Here is an 18,534-nt window from a genome sequence, read left to right on the forward strand (position 1 = left end):
AGGTAAACTGTAAACTATCAACCACTTAGGAAACCTTGTTAACAAATAATCACAAAACCACGAGCATCGCTCGTGGTTTTGTGTTTTTTCAAAACTCCTCATTGAATTAGGAGGCAGTTAGTTTGTGCGTATGTTGGATTAATCGAAGGGTGAAACCAATAGTTAGAATGAATAGTAGCATCTGTATGACATAATCCTTAGCGGGGATCAGGATAATCGTAAGAGCAAAACTACCTACAGTTGCCCACATTCGATTTTTGTACTCCCCTAGAACAACTTTGTCTTTTTCAAACAGAAGAATCAAAAAAGAAAGTATACTTCCTCCTCCTAATAAGAATAGAATCTCCCTCCATTCAGTTTGCGTATAGATGGAGTAGAACAACGTGATACTAGCGGTTAGCAGTCCAATATAAAGAATGGATTTGTCTAATCGAGCGATAGGAAGCCATTCCAGATGACTTTGATAGATTGTAGCACTTGTGCTATGTTCGAATTCTTCTGCTGTAACTATTTTACCTTGAATACAACGAGAGCTTAATGTTTTTCGATATAGCTGAATCAGCCCTTTTCCTACATCCATAAATAGGAGGAGATAAACAGGATTTTGTTGTTGAGGTAAAACAATCGTGTTTTTAAAATAATCGAGTTTCCAATGGATAGATGTCGCCTCATCAGGAAGGTAAATGTCAAGCGAATCATTATGCATAATGTAGGCCACTAATTCGCTTTCGTGATAGATCTTTAGCCGTCTGGCATGATACCAATTTCTAGGAAAGAAAAGCTTGAGGTGTACTGTTTTCATCTTTTACTTTTTAAGTTAGCGAGAGGCCATAAATGAACTGAAAGCTGCGCCTCCTACTAGTACAGCTAAACCACCCCATCCACTAATAGCTGTAGCTGCTCCTACAGCACCACTTTGAATCATAGCTAATGCTCCTGCTGTATCAGCACCAGCATAGTAGGTAAGAAGACTTCTTCCTCCTAGTATGGATTGATTGGTTAGATGCCAATAAGCATTAGAATATTCAGCAATAGAAATAGCATCTAATAGCTGTTGTTGATATTCAGAACTAAGGGATGCATCGGTTTTAATTGTTGTGGCTATTTTGTCAAGTTCTGCAGAAAAAGAGGTTGTGCCTTCATATTGACTCGTTGCATCAAAAATAGTTAATGCATGTATTTTAACAGCTAGAGGCAAGGATGCTGTATAAGAAGCTTGTAGTTTTTCCCGTAAAAGTTGAAGATTGTCTGTTGATTGTATAAGTAAATTTAACTGTTGTGTTAGGTCAGGAATCTTCAGGAGCATCGCTGAAAATACGTTTGATCCTACTCCTTGTTCTAAGAAATAAGCATTGATTATACTGACCATGGCTTCGGATAGTTCTTTTTTCATAGGATCAACTAATAGCTGTCCTTCTCGCTCAGCTTGTTCAAAAAGGTGAAGTAAATCATTATGCATTTGACCTACTGATTTGTCGTTTTTGTAGATTGTTTTAGAAGAAGCTGGGTCAATACGTTCGCTTGTTTTGTAATCATTTGAACAGCCTAGTAAGGAGCTCAATACAACTAAAAAGAATAGATTTTTTTTCATGATAAATGTATTTAGTGGGTTATAAATCATATCTAATTTAGTGTTGTTTTTCTTATTATATTGATTTTTTTAGTTAAAACAGTGGTTTATATTTTAAATTTGTATATTTTAATTGTATTTTTTTGTTTTTTGTAATTATTCTATACTGATGTATGGGTCTGGGATCGATCGCATCCAAACGATTGGATTACCATCGTCAAGTAACGGCGTAAAAAAGAGGCTGTCAAAGAGGGTATCCCAAAAGGTTAATCTCTTTCGTTTTTATCGCATTTTTCACTTTTCAAGTTGATTCACAACAAGGAATGAATGGTTTTAATATTTGTAAAAAAAAATAGTTAAATAAAATGTTAATTCAGGTATAGTTTTTGATTTAAAATATTGATTTATAATGGTTTAAATATTTTAAAAATGAAAAAATATAACGTAATTATTTTTATATTATTAATATTATTAGGGTTAGGATCCTGCACGTATGAACAAACGACTCAGGTATCTAGGACCCATATCGATTTGCTTTTTATGCTAGCTTATCAAAATGTAAAAGGAGAAGATTTACTTAATCCTTTGACTCTAGGAGGGTGGAGTGCGGAAGAGATTAGCATCTTTGCCATTGATGAATACGGATATCGACTTCCTCTTGCGGAGGAGAAAACGAATAACTTTGTACAGTCAACAGATGATTGGGGGCAGAAGCAGTACTATATTTGGTTTATTTACAGCCCGTTTGCTAATAAGGAAACAAAGAGCATCGTCTATATTGCTTTGCCGAATGGAGATACCGATAAAATTGAAGTTTGGGCAACGAGAGGGAGCAATAGTTTGGTGAAAGAGAAATTGTTTTATAATGATGTATTGGTCTGGGATCGATCACATCCAGATGATTGGATTAAAATCGTTAAATAAAGGCATAAAAAAACCACGAGCATCGCTCGTGGTTTTTATTTTTTATTCTAAACGAATTAGAATTGCTCTCTACCAGAGAAGTGGAATGCACCTTCGATTGCTGCATTTTCGTCGCTGTCAGATCCGTGAACAGCGTTTTCTCCAATTGATTTAGCGTATTTTTTACGGATTGTACCTTCCGCTGCTTCAGCAGGGTTAGTCGCTCCGATTAGTTTTCTGAAATCTTCAACAGCGTTATCTTTTTCTAAAATAGCTGCTACGATTGGTCCTCTTGACATGAATTCAACTAATTCACCATAGAAAGGTCTTTCAGCGTGTACTTCGTAGAATTTCTCTGCGTCTCTAACTGTTAATTGCGTTAACTTCATAGAAACAATTTTAAATCCTGCTTCTGTAATCATGTTAAGGATTCCACCGATATGACCTGCTTCTACTGCGTCAGGTTTAATCATTGTAAAAGTTCTGTTCGTTGCCATTTGTTCTAAAATTAAATTTTTTGCAAAAATAGACTTTTATGTCTAATATATCGCATTTTGATTCAAAATATTCATCCTCAAAGGGAAGTAATTGTCTTAGGTCGTTGGAATATCCAATAAACGCTGCGCAAGATCAATCATTTCGGGTGTACCCGTATGCTTTTTTGGTTCATCGGATAGCTTGACTACATCGGTCCAAGGGCCGCCTTCTGGATAGGCTTGTGACATTTTAATTACAATATTCAACGCAGTTAATCCCGCATCATTGGTGAAGTCCGTGCCAATACCGAAGGACATGCCAATGCGATTCTTACAATAGGTTGCAATGCGCTCTACTTTTTCAGGGTTTAATCCATCAGAAAAGATTATGGTCTTTGATAGCGGGTCGATATTCATCTTTTTGTAATGTGCAATCGTCTGATTGGCAAAATCAATTGGATCCCCACTGTCGTGGCGAACTCCATCAAATAACTTGGCGAATTTTTTGTCAAACGATTCAAAGAACACTTTGCTGGTATAGGTATCGGTCAGGGCGATTCCCAAATCTCCTCGATAGGTATCTACCCAATGTTCCAATCCCATGGAATTAGCCATTTTAAAGCCGTATTTAGCGGCATGGAACATAAACCATTCATGTGCATGCGTTCCAATAGGTTTAGTACCGTATTTCATTGCTAAGTGTACATTACTGGTTCCAATGAAGGTGCCACCACCATATTGTTGTAAAGTCTCAACGACTACTTGATGTACAGCATAGGAATGACGGCGTCTGGTACCAAACTCGGCAATGGTAATGCCTAACTTTTTATAGTTCTCAATTTTCTCTTTGGTCTTTGCGCGAATGATATCGTCTGATTCTCGTTTTGATCCAGTCAATTGATAGTATAATTCACAAATCATTGACATTAATGGCACTTCCCAAAGAATGGTACGATACCAATAGCCTTTAATGGACACTTCTAATGCTGTGCCTTCTTGGGTAATTTCTATTTCTGAAGGATCAAAGTGATACCCTTGTAGAAAATCCAAATAGGTTGGATCCAAATACGGACAAGTCACTTGAAGAAACGCTTTTTCTTGTTTCGTTAATTTGAGTTTTGCCATTTCATCTACAGCCGCTCTTAGCGCTTCTGCAAATCCAGGTGGATAATGGTGCTGACCGCGATTGATGAAGATATACGAGGCTTTGGCGTAGGGAAATTGCTTAATCACCGCATGTTGCATGGTGAATTTATAAAAGTCATTGTCTAAGATAGACGGGATCACTTGGGGCGTGTTTGTTGTTTCCATAGCTTGATTGAATTGCTCAATCGATGTCAATACATCTGATTAAGGCACAAAGATACAATATACAAAAAAGTAAAACGGCTTTGACTTAAAATAGCCGTAAAAAATAACAAACCCGCTGTTAAATGATTTAAAGCGGGTTGTTTTCGGTTGTTTTATTCAAAGGATTGCAGCGACACTAACTTCGTATAGGTGCCGTTTCGTTGCATTAATTCTTCATGAGTACCTTGTTCGACAATTTGCCCTTTCTGCATGACAACGATTAAGTCGGCATTTTGAATCGTGGACAAACGGTGTGCAATCACAAGAGAAGTTCTGTTTTTCATCATATTCTCCAACGCATCTTGCACGAGTTTTTCACTCTCCGTATCTAAGGCGGATGTTGCTTCGTCTAGTACCATGATTGGCGGGTTTTTCAATACCGCTCTCGCAATGGATAACCGTTGTTTTTGTCCCCCAGATAATTTACTTCCGGAATCTCCAATATTGGTCTCAATTCCCTGTGGAAAATCTTGGACAAACTCATAGGCATTGGCTACTTTCAAAGCTGCAATAATCTCTTCATCTGTTGCGTCTTCTTTGCCAATCAACATGTTTGCTTTGATTGAATCGTTAAATAAGATACTGTCTTGCGTAACTAAGCCAATTAAACTTCTTAGGCTGTGTAAATCCAAGTTGCGGATGTCCTCATTGTCAATCTTAATTGCTCCTGCATTGATATCCCAAAAACGAGTCAACAAGTTGGCTAACGTACTTTTTCCACTTCCCGATTGCCCGACTAAAGCGACAGTTTTTCCTTTAGGAACCGTCAGACTAAAGTCTTTGAGTATCAATTCGTTTTCGTATTTAAAGTTGATATTTTCAATGGTGATTTTATCGTCAAAGTGCTCTTTTTTAATGGCTTGTGCTGGACTTGTAATTGGATTTCTTTCTTCTAAAATCTCCAATACTCGTTCTGCCGCTGCATTTCCGCGTTTTAGTGAATAAGATGCTTTTGACATGGCTTTCGCTGGCGTTAAAATATTGTATGCCATTCCTAAATACGAGATGAAGGCAGGTCCAGATAAGCTTCCTTCATTGAGTACCATATGTCCTCCAAAAATGAGTAAGACAGCGATGGTCACAATGCCTAAAAACTCACTTAATGGAGAAGATAGATTCTGTCTGTTCAGAATTTTATTGTTCAAATGATAAAATTCTTCCGTAGAACCTTGGAATTTTTTATTGAACTTCGCTTCCGCATTAAAACTCTTAATTACTTTTAATCCAGACAAGGATTCTTCAATTAACGATAAAAAATATCCTTGTTCTTCCGATGCTTTTTGTGAGCTCTTCTTTAGTGTTTTTCCCGCTAGCGATATGACTAATCCAGCAATCGGAATAAAAATAAAGACAAAAATCGTCAGTTTCGTACTGATCATAAACATAGCGATAATGGTAAAGATGATGGTCAGCGGTTCGCGGACTAATACCTCCAAAATCGATAAAAAGGAATGTTGAATTTCTAGAACATCGGCAGTAATTCGCGAAATAACGTCTCCTTTTCTCTTTTCAGAAAAAAAGGAAAGCGGAAGATCGATGGACTTTTTGTACATCGCATTTCGGATGTCTTTTAACACGCCATTACGCAAAAAAGTAATAAAATACATCGCCCAATAGTTGAACAAGTTTTTCAATAAGAATAGCGTTATAATTACGGCTACCATGACTAACAAGGTGTTTTGTGCGCCATATTGTTGAGAATTAGTTGTGATAAAATAAGACATATAATTCTCAAAGTAGCTAGTAATACTTGTGATTCCTTCGTATACCGGTTTTTCGGTAATTCCTTTTTTTGTGTCAAATAAAACTGTTAGCATTGGAATCAAGGCAACAAAGGACAATGCGCTAAAAAGGGCGTAGAGGATATTGAAAAAAACATTCAGGTAAGCGTAGGATTTATACGGCTTAGCGAAATAAATTATTTTTTTAAAATATTCGTTCATATAGGGTAAATATAAAAAGCAAAAATAAAACAAAAGACTGGTTTGGTGCCAGTCTTTGCTTTACTGTTTAGTTCAGTTTCATTTCTTCTATGATCGCTTGGATCTTATTCGTTAAAAGTTGCTCTACCTCCTTGATGTCTTCCAATCGGTCTAGCCATTCGTTGACACTGAAATAGAATTTAATTTTTGGCTCCGTTCCACTTGGACGAGCTGCTATTTTTGTGCCGTCTTCGAGGTAGTAAATCAATACGTTCGATTTTGGAATGTTGATAGATTCGGTATCGCCGGTGAGTAAGTTCTTTGCTTGGCTGATTTGGTAATCCTCTACACAAACCACGCGTTGACCAATAATTTCAGTTAATGGATTTTCGCGTAATTCCACCATCATTTGCTTGATTTCTTCAGCTCCTGAAATTCCTTTTTTAACTAAGGAAATTAAGTGCTCTTTGTAATAACGGTGATCAATGTATAAATTCATCAACTCTTGGTAGAACGAGCTTCCTGCTGCTTTGGCAAGCGCTGCAATTTCACAAACTAATAGGGCAGAAGCAACAGCATCTTTATCGCGTACATTGTCGCCTACCATATAGCCAAAACTTTCTTCTCCACCACCAATAAACTGTTGGTTTGGAAATTCTTTAATGAATTTAGCAATCCATTTGAAACCGGTTAATCCCACTTTGCATTCTACACCATAGCTCTCTGCTAAATCGAGCATCATAGGAGTAGAAACAATCGTCGAACCAATGAACTCATTGCCTTTGAAGCCTTTGTTTACCTTCCATTGTTCTAACAAAAACGCTGTCATCATCACCATGGTTTGGTTCCCGTTTAACAAAATCATTTGTCCGTCTAAATCGCGAACCCCAATACCAATACGGTCTGAATCAGGATCTGTACCAATAACGATATCCGCTCCTTTTTCTTCGGCTAAAGCCAACGCCATCGTTAGCGCTTCTGGCTCTTCCGGGTTTGGTGATAGCACTGTAGGGAAATCTCCATTAGGCTCTTCTTGTTCTTTGACAATATAAACGTTGTTGTATCCTGCCTCTTGTAAGGTTCTCGGAATCAATTTGATTGAAGTTCCGTGTAGGGAGGTATACGCTATTTTTAATCCGTCTTTTACGGCTTGAGGCGTATTAAAACTCGCATTTTTAAGCGTAGATTGGATAAAGGCACGATCTAGTTCTTCACCAACTGTCGTAATCAAGGTATCATTACCTGTAAAATTAATTTGCTCATACGTCAGTTGATTGATTTGGTCAATCACAGCAGCATCTTCTGGGGGGACAATTTGTCCCCCATCAGACCAATACACTTTGTATCCGTTGTATTCAGGTGGATTGTGAGATGCCGTTAAGACAATCCCTGCCTGACAACCATAGTAGCGCACCGCAAAGGATAGTTCCGGGGTTGGACGCATCTCGCCAAATAAATACACCTGTATTCCATTGGCGGTAAATACATCAGCTACTACTTTGGCTAATTCTTGACTATTGTGACGGCAATCGTAATTGATTGCCACTTTTAATTCTTGCTTGGGGAAGGACTGGTGGATAAAGTTAGCTAATCCTTGGGTGTTTTTTCCTAAGGTGTATTTGTTGATGCGGTTCGTACCTACACCCATAATACCACGCATTCCTCCTGTACCAAATTCTAAGTTTTTGTAAAAACTATCTTGTAATTGAGCAGGATCTGTATCAAGTAATTGTTGTACAATTTTTTGTGTTTCAGTATCAAAGGGCGCTTGTAGCCATTGTTCTGCTTTTGTTATAATTTCTTTTTCTATCTGCATGTCCTTCTAATTTAGTTTTCGTTTAACCTTGTGTATTCCGCAATTTTATATCGACTTGTATTGGATTTCGTCTGTAAAATAAGTTCGCCTAAAAAACCCGCTAAAAACAATTGTGTTCCAATAATCATTGTAGCTAAGGCGATGAAAAACCAAGGATCTTGAGTGACCAAAATCGTCGGTTTACCTTGGTATAGCTTCATTAATTTGCTAGCTCCAATGATGGCAGCGGCAACAAAGCCGACCATAAAGGTAATAACTCCTAAGGTACCAAAAAGATGCATGGGGCGCTTACCAAATTTAGATAAAAACCAAATGGTGATTAAATCTAAAAAACCATAAATGAAACGACTCATCCCAAATTTAGTGGTTCCGTATTTTCTCGCTTGATGTTGAACGACCTTTTCACCAATTTTATCAAACCCTTCATTTTTAGCTAATACAGGAATATAACGGTGCATTTCTCCCGATACTTCAATGTTTTTGACCACTTCTTTGCGGTAGGCTTTCAACCCACAATTAAAATCATTTAAGTGTACACCCGATGTTTTACGCGCCGCCCAATTGAATAATTTAGACGGTAAGTTCTTGGCCAATACCGAATCGTATCGCTTTTTCTTCCAACCCGATACCATATCAAAGTGATCAACCGTAATCATGTGATATAAGCCAGGAATTTCATCTGGACTATCTTGTAAATCCGCATCCATAGTAATCACAACATCTCCTGCTGCTTGAGCAAAACCGGCGTGTAGAGCTTGTGATTTTCCAAAGTTGCGCTGAAATTTAATGCCTTTGACATGAGGGTCTTGTAGAGCTAAATCTGAAATAATGGACCAAGAGCCATCCGTACTGCCATCATCGACAAACAAAACCTCATAAGTATAGCCATTTTCTTGCATGACCTTGCGAATCCAAGTGTATAGCTCCGGAATGGATTCTGCTTCATTGAGCAGCGGAATGACAAGGGATAGTTGTATATGCATGGTTTAGTTTTTAGAATCAGCAGTTGCTTGTTCTTCCTCTTTTGGAGGGGTAAATTCTGATTTATTCTTGAAAATAGCGGCCAATAATAAACCTAAGATTGAATTTCTTAAAATACTACCAGCCCACATGAACAGCTGTGATTTTGGCTCGAATTGATTTAATTCTTTGGCTTTGGCAAATTGTTCGTCAATTTGCGCTTGAGGTAATCCTGAATTGTTTAGTGTTTCCACCAACATATCGTGTAACACTTTATTGATAACATCTTTTGCTGATGGGTCAATCAATTGAAATAATAGGTTATACATCGCAAAATTAACGGTAACTCCTATAGCAATCATAATTAAAAAGGGCGTAAATGCTTCGCGAAAAGTCAGATATCCTCCCATGCGTCTCTTGGCTGTAAATACACAGAGTACTCCAATAATGATGATGATGGCCATAGTAAAAAAGCCGACAAATTTATTGGCAAATAACGTTTGATCGGTGAAAAATAAGGTACAGTTAAACAGGATGTAATACAGTGCTAGTATAATCCCAAAGGTAAGGCCTACTTTATTGAGTGGATTCTTCATCAGTGTGTTTTCAAAAAAATGTAAGTTACAAATATACTAAAATCCCCTTTTAGTTTGGTGTAATACAAGAATAAAGGCGAAAGATTGGAAATAGGGAAGAAATTTTAAAAAGCGGATATCAATTTTGGATTAGAAGGAAGAAGAAACAAGTCAAGCCTCACTTTCTTACTTGCGCCATTTTTGTTATTTTTACATCAAGAGAAGAAGTGAAAATCAAGTAAAAAAGAACGTATGAGTGTACTTTTTATCAAAAATATGGTGTGTAATCGCTGTACGTTGATGGTTCAAAAAGAGATTGAAAAATTGGCGGTAACTGCAAAATCTATTCAATTAGGTGAGGTTGAATTGGAACGTGCGTTAACTACAGCAGAACGCGATGCGTTGCGTCAAGCATTAGAGACTTTGGGTTTTGAGCTGATTGATGATAAAAAGGGCCAACTGATTGAAAAGATTAAGACAAGTATTGTGAAACTTGTTCATTATCAGGATAATGATTTAAAGGTAAACTTGTCTGATTTTTTAGGGAAAGAATTAGAACAGGATTATAATTATTTGTCTAATTTATTTTCTGAAATTGAAGGAAAAACCATTGAAAAATACTTCATTGCACAGAAAGTAGAGCGAATTAAAGAATTATTGGTCTATGATGAGCTATCATTGAGTGAAATTGCGCATCGGCTTAACTATTCCAGTGTGGCGTATCTCAGCAATCAATTTAAGAAAGTAACAGGATTAACACCCAGTCATTTTAAGAAGATACGAGACAATAGGCGAAAACCTTTAGACGAAGTATAAGTAAAAGTTACAAATCAAATCCGAAATTTCATAACAGTTTAGTGGGGGATAAACGCCAAATTTGTAGTATATAAATATCCATAGCATTATGACAAATACAACTAAACATAATATCGTTTATCTTCCTGTTGAACAAGTCAACAGTGAGCATTGTGCCTTGATCGTAGAAAAAGGACTAGCTCAAGTCAAAGGGGTGGAATCTGCCGAAGTTGAACTCAATAACCAACGCGTAGCGCTTGCTATAAAAGATGCAGAAATCATCGGGCAAGTAGTAAAGAAAGTACGCGATTTAGGTTATGACGTTCCTACAGTTAAACAGACGTTTCCTGTTTTGGGAATGACTTGTGCTTCTTGTGCTGGGAGTGCAGAAAGCATTGTGGGCTTTGAAGAGGGAGTGGTAGAGGCAGCAGTGAACTTTGCTACAGGTAATTTAACCGTGGAATACGTACCAACGCTGATTAATGCAACTCAACTTCAACAAGCGCTACAAGGGGCAGGTTATGATTTGTTGGTGGTGGATGAAGCAGAACAACAAGAGTCTTTAGAAGCTATTCACGCGGAGAAATTTAAACAATTGAAACGCAAAACCTGGGGTGCTGTAATTTTATCTCTTCCTGTGGTGGTGATTGGAATGTTCTTCATGGATATGCCATATGGCAATGAAATTATGTGGTTGTTTTCTACTCCTGTCTTGCTGTATTTTGGAAAAGATTTCTTTATCAATGCATGGAAACAAGCGAAAAATCGTTCAGCGAATATGGATACCCTTGTAGCATTGAGTACAGGAATTGCTTATGTTTTTAGCGTATTCAATATGCTTTTTCCTGAGTTTTGGGCGCGTAGAGGATTGGAAGCGCACGTTTATTTTGAAGCAGCAGCGGTTATTATTGCCTTTATTTTACTTGGTAAATTATTGGAGGAAAAAGCCAAAGGAAATACCTCTTCTGCGATTAAGAAACTCATGGGATTACAACCCAAAACAGTATTGGTTCTTCAAGCGGATGGAACAGAAAAGCAAATTCCTATTGAAGCCGTAGAGGTAGGAGCGGTTATTTTGGTGAAACCAGGAGAAAAGATTGCGGTAGATGGAATGGTATTATCTGGTAATTCCTATGTGGATGAGAGTATGCTAAGTGGTGAACCTGTTCCTGTATTGAAAAAAGAAGGAGAAAAGGTGTTTGCAGGAACCATTAATCAGAAGGGAAGTTTTCAGTTTGAAGCAGTTAAAGTCGGAAAAGAAACCATGTTAGCCCAGATTATTCGCATGGTACAAGACGCGCAAGGAAGTAAAGCCCCAGTGCAAAAATTAGTAGATAAAATTGCGGGAATATTTGTTCCTGTGGTGATTGGAATTGCTGTAGTGACTTTTGTGTTGTGGTTGATCCTTGGAGGAGAACATGGTTTAGTACACGGACTATTAGCTGCAGTAACTGTTTTAGTAATCGCTTGTCCATGTGCTTTGGGATTAGCTACACCAACAGCCATTATGGTAGGGGTAGGTAAAGGAGCAGAGAATGGAATCTTAATTAAGGATGCGGAAAGTTTAGAGTTAGCCAAAAGTGTTTCGGCTATTGTATTGGATAAAACAGGAACTATTACGGAAGGGAAACCGCTGGTAACAGGAATGAGATGGTTAAATAATCAGGAGGATAGAAAGGATGTGCTACTCAGTATCGAAAAACAATCGGAACATCCCTTAGCAGAAGCGGTAGTTGCGTATTTCAAAGATGTTGAACCAACAGCTATTACTGCTTTTGACAGTATTACAGGAAAAGGTGCAAAGGCGGATTATCAAGGGGAAACCTATGTGGTAGGAAATAAAAAACTATTACACGAAAATCAGATTACCATTGCGAAGGAGTTGCAAGAGCAAGCTGATCAATGGGGAAGAGAATCCAAAACCGTGGTTTGGTTTGCTAATAGTCAACAGGCATTAACAGTTATAGCAATTTCCGATCAAATCAAGCAAACGTCTGTACAAGCAATTGAAGAATTACAAGCGATGGGAATTGAACTGTATATGTTGACTGGTGACAATGAAGCTACGGCTCAAGCAATTGCTAAACAAACGGGAATCCAACACTATAAAGCAGAGGTGTTGCCTCAAGAGAAGGCCGATTTTGTCAAAGCATTACAACAACAAGGTAAAGTAGTGGCGATGGTGGGCGACGGAATCAATGACAGTACAGCCTTGGCAACAGCCGATGTGAGTATCGCCATGGGGAAAGGAAGTGACATTGCTATGGATGTGGCAAAAATGACCATCATTTCATCGGATTTAACTAAAATTCCACAGGCTATTCGATTGTCTAAACAAACCGTAAGTACCATCAAACAAAACCTGTTCTGGGCCTTTATTTACAACCTAATTGGTATTCCTATTGCTGCCGGAATCTTGTATGCGGTCAATGGATTTTTGCTCAACCCAATGATTGCTGGAGCTGCCATGGCATTGAGTAGCGTTAGTGTGGTAAGCAATAGCTTGCGCTTAAAATGGAAAAAATAAAAATATCACAAAAGAGAACAAGAATAGTATAACAGTGCAAAAGAGAAAAATACAGAACTTTGTACGTATAATAATCAATAAAATTAGATCAATATGAATCATACAAGCAACCAATTCAAGACCAATTTAAACTGTTCTAACTGCGTAGGAAAAGTAACCGCAGATCTTAATGAAGCCGTAGGTGAAGGACAATGGACGGTAGATACGTCGGTAGAGGATAAAATTCTAACGGTAAAAAATGATGCAATAACAGCAGATGAAATCGTGAAAATTATTAAGAAAAAAGGATTTAAAGCAGAAAGCCTTTAGTGGTGATGGGAAATGGGGGATGAGGTGAGGGGTGTGGGGATTTGGTGAGACTAGATACAGGTTTGTACAAAAGATAGACACTATGTCACGCATCAAACCAAAACACCACTTACTACTTACCATTCACTAAAAAAAGTAAAAAAGTATTTGTAAATACAAATTAAATTGTAAATTTGCATGCTTAAATAAAATAAGTATAACCCAAAAGTTATTCAACGTTTACACCTTTCTTGAGAACAGGAAGCTTCGAAATAGCGAATAGCTCAATTTTTAAACAAGATTTATCATGAAAAAAGGTATTCACCCAGAAAATTACAGATTAGTAGCATTTAAAGATATGTCAAATGATGACGTATTCATTACAAAATCAACAGTTGAAACAAAAGAAACAATTGAAGTTGATGGAGTAGAATACCCAGTGTTCAAAATGGAGATCTCTCGTACATCTCACCCTTTCTACACAGGTAAATCTAAACTTATTGATACTGCAGGACGTATCGATAAATTCAAAAGCAAATATGCTAAATTCAACAAATAGTCTGAATTTATTCAAGATAACGAAAACCTTCCAAGCAATTGGAAGGTTTTTTTTATGTATATCTGTCACAAAAATGCGGTTTTTTTAACGGATTCGATTAACTTTGACTCATTGATGAACTGATACCAAGTGTTATGAATTATATTTTATTTGACGGGGAGGTAAGAAATGCCCTATTGCCTTTTACTTTTACAAGACCTGTAGCCGATATACGTGTAGGAATTTTGACCATTCGCGAAAAATGGGAGAACTATCTGGGCTATACCACTACAACAGTAACAGAGGAATACTTAGAAACGAAGTTTCCTATGGTAGAAACAGCACAAAATATCATGATTAATAGCGCGTTCTTGCCAACAGAACAATTGGTGGAACGTATTCAAGAACTTCAACAGAAACAAGCCATTAGCTATCAGGATGATATCGTTGCTTTTTTTACAGAAGAAGAACAAGAAGAAATTGATTTTGATGCGTATGAAATAATCGATTATACAGATACGCTTATTAAAATTGCACATACGTGGGATATTTTTCAGTACAATGATGCAGCTATTCGCCAAGATTATGCCTTGTTGACCGAAGATCGTCTTTCAGAGCCAATTCCTTCAACCGTGCAAGTGCTTGGTAGCGAAAATATCTTTATTGAAGAGGGTGCAGTGTTGAACTTTGTAACGCTGAATGCAACAACAGGACCTATTTATATTGGAAAAAATACAGAAATCATGGAAGGTGCTATTATTCGTGGACCTTTTGCCTTATGTGAAGGAGCTCAAGTGAAAATGGGCGCTAAAATTTACGGAGCGACCACTGTTGGACCAGAATGTAGAGTGGGAGGAGAAGTGAGTAATTCGGTGCTATTTGGCTATTCAAACAAAGGACATGATGGGTTCTTAGGTAATTCGGTTGTAGGGGAATGGTGTAATCTTGGAGCGGATACGAATAACTCCAACTTGAAAAATAACTACGCGCCTGTAAAATTGTGGAATTACGAAACAAATGCAGTGGAAAATACAGGATTACAATTCTGTGGATTGATGATGGGGGATCACAGCAAAAGTGGTATCAATACGATGTTCAATACTGGAACGGTAGTAGGGGTCGCCTGTAGTATTTTTGGAGGCGGTTTTCCAAGAACATTTTTACCAAGCTTTACTTGGGGAGGTAAGGATCTCGATGATGTATATGATGTGGATAAAGCCATTAAAACCATGCAAATTGTCATGAGTCGCCGTCATATCGAATGGACGCCAATGGAAGAAGCTATTATTCGCCACTTGGCAGAAGAAAATAAATTAGAACGCTTTCAAGCAAAATTAGGAAGATAGTTTGGAGATTGGAAATGAGTGAGGATTTATCTCATCTAGTTTATATTTTGTTTTGGTATTCGATGAATCTACGCTACGATGTGGTGAGGTTGGGTGAGATAAGTAAGAAAATAATTTTATAATAATCCATTTACGGAATAACAAAAAAGACTTGGATACCCCAAGTCTTTTTTGTTCTTTGCTCTTTGGCTTTTGATGAGATTATCTTTTACAAAGATTAACTTTCTTACAAAAATAAATCGTGCAAACCTCACCTAATCCTCACCAAACCTTGATTTCTTTTTTGTTCTTTGCTCTTTGGCTTTTGATGAGATTATCTTTTACAAAGATTAACTTTCTTGCAAAAATAAATCGTGCAAACCTCACCAAATCCCCGTCAACTCTCACTCATCACTAGTAATAAGAAACAGTCTGTGGTCGATCGTAATTAAAATTCGGCAGATCCATGCTATATTGTACTGAATTAGCACGGAATACGCTACCACCAGAATCGGGCATAGTCGGATAAAATACCAGGGATATGGTTACCTTACTAAATACGAGGTAATCGTTATTAGCTACTAGACCTAAGCTAAAACGAGAGTAGAGTTTAGGATCGAGTAATCGATTGCTGCTATCCCCTATAAATGCTCCTTCAAAGCTGAAATAGGGATTAAAACGGAATCCTTTCCATTCATAAGGGGCATAGGATTGCCATTGATACGCTAGAGATAATCGTTTGGTTCCTGTAATCTTTTGCGCGCGAATACCTTGAATAATTCCTTCTATTTTTAATTCATCTCCGATGTGGTCATAGCGATGTGATCCAACCACTAACTGAGGGACGAAGAAATGGCGAAAGCGCCAATTGCCCCAGACAAAGAGTCGAGTAAAATAAGTTCCTTCCAGTCGGAAGGCCGCTTGTTCGGTTTTTCCACCATGGAAGTGACTTCCCCATTCAATATTACCCGCAAAATACCCCAATTTGGTATAGCCACCCATAGAAAATCGCGCGCCAAAATACGCGCGTCTCTTGTTGTATTTATCGCGCATTCCTCCTGTAAAAGCTATGATTTTCCCCACTTGAACGTCTTCAATGATGTCGTAGTTGAAGATAAAACGGTCTTGAATATAGTTGGTTGAACTTAAACTAACGGAAGCTAAATACAAGCGCTGATCACGGTAATAATCATAAAGGTCATACTCCTTCCCTGGAGTAGTATGATAATTTTCTTTGACAAAACGAAGTGAGGTACGTAAATTGGTAATAATTGGGCTTTTGGTCGCTATGGGAATAGAATATCCTGCCCAATAATCATAGGTGTTGTATTTAATCGATTCTAAACTGTATTTCATGTTTTGATCGGGGAGGGAATCTCGCCTAAAGCGCTGTTGTGCCGTCACGCCTCCTGCCCACTTTGCATAGGGAGAATAGAACGGACGATTAAGGGAAACACCTTTGACATAATTGCCCCAAGGATCTTGATTGAATAAAATATTGGAGCGGATAAAGGTATTTTGAATGTTGTTGACGGTATAACTAAAATAGCCTCCTTGCTTATTTTCTTTGAAACGAGAAGTATATTGTACCGTTACATCATGTCCAAAACCACCAAAGTTTCGATCAGTTAGTTTCACACGCATGGAAGAAGTAGATAGAGATCCGCTCGGATAAATCGTCCAGGAATCGAGCTCTCGTATCGATACATCGACAGAATCGGGCGAAGAAGTAGGAATAGCGGTAATCTGTACCCGACGAACATAGCGCTGGGTACGAATTAAACGTTCCGATTCTTTTACTTTTAACGAATCAAAAACATCGCCTTCTGTAAAGAGTAAAAAGTTGCGAATAGTAAACTTCTTTGTTTTTAAATGGAGGCGGTTTCCCCAGTCTTCTAAGGATTTTGTAGGCTTTTTTAGCGTATCCTTTTCCGAATATCCGAAGGGATCTAAGGTCGTGATATGAATGTTGCGAATGATTTTCCCTTCCCCTTGGTCTAAATGCCGATTGACTTGAATTTCGGGGGCATGAGCTACCATTCGCTTGTTGCTTTTATACAGCATTCGGTTGAATAATCGCCCTAGTTTACTGCGTTTGTTCTTCTCTTTTAAATTGGAGAAAATCTCGGTACTATCTTGGAGCACTTCTAGGGGAAGTTCCTTGTGATATATGCTGTCTAAGGTGGGAATAGAATCAGCCTTTACGGTAGGTTTATGTTGTGCGCACGTAACTTGCACAACACAGCCGACGAAAAACAAAAAGGTGATGAATCTTAGCATGAAATGATATACTGAACAACTCGATTATTGTAACGCAAAAGTTAAGTATTTATTTCTAAATCTCGGATATAATCTTCATATTCATAAAAGAAAATTTCAAATGCTGTCATTTTTTCGTTGAAAAATTCAAAAATATGCGCCCAAGTTTCTGGATTATTAATAGAAACCTGCTCTAAAGTAACCCAAATACGACTGATTAATTTTCCATTCTCGAGGTAGTAATTGCGTTCGAAAATGGCTTCAGGTAGATGGTCTTCAAGTAAAATCGTTTTCAGTGATTCGATTTTCTCATAATAAATGGTTCTCTTTTCTTCATCTCGAGGCTCAATATCCAAAAGAACTGCGGCTTTTTTATTGTCTGCATAGAATTTGAAAGAAACATCTTTGATTTTAGTATTGTGTAACAACCATTTTCTCGGATATTCAGCGGCAAACTGAATCCAAAATTCTTTTTTTATTCTTTTAGCATCTTCTTTACTATACATGATTGATAAAGTCGTAAATTTAGGTACCTGTTAATTTGATAAAGCAAATCTATGACATTTGATTCTTTTTTGCATAAGATTGAACAAATTAAAGATGCAACCCCTATGGGGATTGATGCACATCGACTGATGATTCCCGTAGAACGGGTTCCGTATTTGTATGCCGATGATTTTGTAACTCGCAATCCCAGAGCCTCTGCTGTGATGATGTTATTGTATCCCAAAGCAATGGAAACTCATGTGCTCCTCATTGAACGAGCCACCTACAAAGGGGTGCATTCCGGACAAGTGGGGTTTCCAGGAGGAAAGTACGAGTACGAAGACGTAGATTTATTGCATACTGCTTTGCGTGAAACCCAGGAAGAAGTCGGTATTGTAGATAAAGATATTCAAATCATTCAACCCTATACCAAAATATACATTCCACCTAGTAATTTCTTTGTACAGCCGTATTTAGGTATCTCACAAAAAGAATTGTTGTTTATTCCTGACGCTCATGAAGTAGCCAATATCATTGAATTGCCCCTAGCCATTTTGATGGAGGATCAATTGGTACAAACCGTAGAAATGAAAACGAGTTACGCCTCTTGGACAGAGGTTCCAGCCTTTGTTTATCAGGATTATACCATATGGGGGGCAACAGCCATGATGCTGAGTGAACTCAAAGAAACGCTGAAAACGGCATTTAAAACACCAATGTAGAACGCAATTAGCAAATTTTAAC

17 protein-coding genes are annotated in these 18,534 nt (G+C 37.7%); 7 read left to right on the forward strand and 10 right to left on the reverse strand.

Annotated features, from left to right (window positions below):
* Positions 1–106: 106 nt before the first annotated feature.
* Positions 107–802 carry a hypothetical protein gene (locus ACLJX0_RS11650; protein ID WP_410880672.1) on the reverse strand — a complete coding sequence of 232 codons (696 nt, stop codon included), beginning with the start codon at positions 800–802 and terminating at the stop codon, positions 107–109.
* A gap of 15 nt (positions 803–817) precedes the next feature.
* Positions 818–1,591 (reverse strand): hypothetical protein, encoded by a 774-nt coding sequence (locus ACLJX0_RS11655; RefSeq protein ID WP_410880674.1) that lies wholly within the window; start codon positions 1,589–1,591, stop codon positions 818–820.
* Between the two features lie 408 nt (positions 1,592–1,999).
* On the opposite strand from ACLJX0_RS11655, the gene ACLJX0_RS11660 reads away from it, so the two are divergent.
* Complete coding sequence (locus ACLJX0_RS11660) at positions 2,000–2,494, forward strand: hypothetical protein (RefSeq protein ID WP_410880676.1); 495 nt, start codon at positions 2,000–2,002, stop codon at positions 2,492–2,494.
* Between the two features lie 56 nt (positions 2,495–2,550).
* Here ACLJX0_RS11660 and ACLJX0_RS11665 read toward each other — a convergent pair whose 3' ends face one another.
* From ACLJX0_RS11665 to ACLJX0_RS11690, 6 genes are all read right to left on the reverse strand, one after another.
* Positions 2,551–2,970 carry a nucleoside-diphosphate kinase gene (locus ACLJX0_RS11665; protein WP_410880678.1) on the reverse strand — a complete coding sequence of 140 codons (420 nt, stop codon included), beginning with the start codon at positions 2,968–2,970 and terminating at the stop codon, positions 2,551–2,553.
* 96 nt (positions 2,971–3,066) lie between these two features.
* Positions 3,067–4,260, reverse strand: a complete 1,194-nt coding sequence (gene pncB, locus ACLJX0_RS11670; RefSeq protein ID WP_410880680.1) for a nicotinate phosphoribosyltransferase — start codon at positions 4,258–4,260, stop codon at positions 3,067–3,069.
* A gap of 152 nt (positions 4,261–4,412) precedes the next feature.
* Positions 4,413–6,242 carry an ABC transporter ATP-binding protein gene (locus tag ACLJX0_RS11675; protein ID WP_410880682.1) on the reverse strand — a complete coding sequence of 610 codons (1,830 nt, stop codon included), beginning with the start codon at positions 6,240–6,242 and terminating at the stop codon, positions 4,413–4,415.
* Between the two features lie 67 nt (positions 6,243–6,309).
* Positions 6,310–8,037 carry a phospho-sugar mutase gene (locus ACLJX0_RS11680; RefSeq protein ID WP_410880684.1) on the reverse strand — a complete coding sequence of 576 codons (1,728 nt, stop codon included), beginning with the start codon at positions 8,035–8,037 and terminating at the stop codon, positions 6,310–6,312.
* Positions 8,038–8,048: 11 nt separating this feature from the next.
* Complete coding sequence (locus tag ACLJX0_RS11685) at positions 8,049–9,014, reverse strand: glycosyltransferase family 2 protein (protein ID WP_410880790.1); 966 nt, start codon at positions 9,012–9,014, stop codon at positions 8,049–8,051.
* Between the two features lie 9 nt (positions 9,015–9,023).
* Positions 9,024–9,593: a DUF4199 domain-containing protein gene (locus tag ACLJX0_RS11690; RefSeq protein WP_410880686.1), complete on the reverse strand. Its 570-nt coding sequence runs from the start codon at positions 9,591–9,593 to the stop codon at positions 9,024–9,026.
* A 231-nt stretch (positions 9,594–9,824) separates the two neighbouring features.
* Between ACLJX0_RS11690 and ACLJX0_RS11695 the strand changes: the two genes are divergently transcribed.
* From ACLJX0_RS11695 to ACLJX0_RS11715, 5 genes are all read left to right on the forward strand, one after another.
* Entirely contained in the window at positions 9,825–10,388 is a 564-nt protein-coding gene (locus ACLJX0_RS11695; RefSeq protein ID WP_410880688.1) for an AraC family transcriptional regulator, read from the forward strand.
* An 88-nt stretch (positions 10,389–10,476) separates the two neighbouring features.
* Positions 10,477–12,894: a heavy metal translocating P-type ATPase gene (locus tag ACLJX0_RS11700; protein WP_410880690.1), complete on the forward strand. Its 2,418-nt coding sequence runs from the start codon at positions 10,477–10,479 to the stop codon at positions 12,892–12,894.
* Between the two features lie 93 nt (positions 12,895–12,987).
* Positions 12,988–13,203 carry a heavy-metal-associated domain-containing protein gene (locus ACLJX0_RS11705; RefSeq protein WP_410880692.1) on the forward strand — a complete coding sequence of 72 codons (216 nt, stop codon included), beginning with the start codon at positions 12,988–12,990 and terminating at the stop codon, positions 13,201–13,203.
* Positions 13,204–13,489: 286 nt separating this feature from the next.
* Positions 13,490–13,741 carry a type B 50S ribosomal protein L31 gene (locus ACLJX0_RS11710; protein ID WP_182648819.1) on the forward strand — a complete coding sequence of 84 codons (252 nt, stop codon included), beginning with the start codon at positions 13,490–13,492 and terminating at the stop codon, positions 13,739–13,741.
* A gap of 134 nt (positions 13,742–13,875) precedes the next feature.
* Positions 13,876–15,066: a GlmU family protein gene (locus ACLJX0_RS11715; protein WP_410880694.1), complete on the forward strand. Its 1,191-nt coding sequence runs from the start codon at positions 13,876–13,878 to the stop codon at positions 15,064–15,066.
* 393 nt (positions 15,067–15,459) lie between these two features.
* On the opposite strand, the gene ACLJX0_RS11720 is transcribed toward ACLJX0_RS11715, so the two are convergent.
* Both ACLJX0_RS11720 and ACLJX0_RS11725 read right to left on the reverse strand, forming a co-directional pair.
* Positions 15,460–17,325 (reverse strand): hypothetical protein, encoded by a 1,866-nt coding sequence (locus tag ACLJX0_RS11720; protein ID WP_410880696.1) that lies wholly within the window; start codon positions 17,323–17,325, stop codon positions 15,460–15,462.
* Between the two features lie 41 nt (positions 17,326–17,366).
* Entirely contained in the window at positions 17,367–17,810 is a 444-nt protein-coding gene (locus ACLJX0_RS11725; protein WP_410880698.1) for a DUF4268 domain-containing protein, read from the reverse strand.
* A gap of 51 nt (positions 17,811–17,861) precedes the next feature.
* On the opposite strand from ACLJX0_RS11725, the gene ACLJX0_RS11730 reads away from it, so the two are divergent.
* Entirely contained in the window at positions 17,862–18,512 is a 651-nt protein-coding gene (locus ACLJX0_RS11730; protein ID WP_410880700.1) for an NUDIX hydrolase, read from the forward strand.
* The last annotated feature ends 22 nt before the right edge of the window (positions 18,513–18,534 follow it).

The sequence above is a fragment of the Myroides sp. DW712 genome (assembly GCF_046557355.1).
GTDB lineage: Bacteria > Bacteroidota > Bacteroidia > Flavobacteriales > Flavobacteriaceae > Flavobacterium.

What these genes read in the sequence shown, in the direction of transcription:
- ACLJX0_RS11650 (WP_410880672.1), bottom strand. Translation starts at nt 802, where the DNA reads ATGAAAACAGTACACCTCAAGCTTTTCTTTCCTAGAAATTGGTATCAT.
- ACLJX0_RS11655 (WP_410880674.1), bottom strand. Translation starts at nt 1,591, where the DNA reads ATGAAAAAAAATCTATTCTTTTTAGTTGTATTGAGCTCCTTACTAGGC.
- ACLJX0_RS11660 (WP_410880676.1), top strand. Translation starts at nt 2,000, where the DNA reads ATGAAAAAATATAACGTAATTATTTTTATATTATTAATATTATTAGGG.
- ACLJX0_RS11665 (WP_410880678.1), bottom strand. Translation starts at nt 2,970, where the DNA reads ATGGCAACGAACAGAACTTTTACAATGATTAAACCTGACGCAGTAGAA.
- pncB (WP_410880680.1), bottom strand. Translation starts at nt 4,260, where the DNA reads ATGGAAACAACAAACACGCCCCAAGTGATCCCGTCTATCTTAGACAAT.
- ACLJX0_RS11675 (WP_410880682.1), bottom strand. Translation starts at nt 6,242, where the DNA reads ATGAACGAATATTTTAAAAAAATAATTTATTTCGCTAAGCCGTATAAA.
- ACLJX0_RS11680 (WP_410880684.1), bottom strand. Translation starts at nt 8,037, where the DNA reads ATGCAGATAGAAAAAGAAATTATAACAAAAGCAGAACAATGGCTACAA.
- ACLJX0_RS11690 (WP_410880686.1), bottom strand. Translation starts at nt 9,593, where the DNA reads ATGAAGAATCCACTCAATAAAGTAGGCCTTACCTTTGGGATTATACTA.
- ACLJX0_RS11695 (WP_410880688.1), top strand. Translation starts at nt 9,825, where the DNA reads ATGAGTGTACTTTTTATCAAAAATATGGTGTGTAATCGCTGTACGTTG.
- ACLJX0_RS11700 (WP_410880690.1), top strand. Translation starts at nt 10,477, where the DNA reads ATGACAAATACAACTAAACATAATATCGTTTATCTTCCTGTTGAACAA.
- ACLJX0_RS11705 (WP_410880692.1), top strand. Translation starts at nt 12,988, where the DNA reads ATGAATCATACAAGCAACCAATTCAAGACCAATTTAAACTGTTCTAAC.
- ACLJX0_RS11710 (WP_182648819.1), top strand. Translation starts at nt 13,490, where the DNA reads ATGAAAAAAGGTATTCACCCAGAAAATTACAGATTAGTAGCATTTAAA.
- ACLJX0_RS11715 (WP_410880694.1), top strand. Translation starts at nt 13,876, where the DNA reads ATGAATTATATTTTATTTGACGGGGAGGTAAGAAATGCCCTATTGCCT.
- ACLJX0_RS11720 (WP_410880696.1), bottom strand. Translation starts at nt 17,325, where the DNA reads ATGCTAAGATTCATCACCTTTTTGTTTTTCGTCGGCTGTGTTGTGCAA.
- ACLJX0_RS11725 (WP_410880698.1), bottom strand. Translation starts at nt 17,810, where the DNA reads ATGTATAGTAAAGAAGATGCTAAAAGAATAAAAAAAGAATTTTGGATT.
- ACLJX0_RS11730 (WP_410880700.1), top strand. Translation starts at nt 17,862, where the DNA reads ATGACATTTGATTCTTTTTTGCATAAGATTGAACAAATTAAAGATGCA.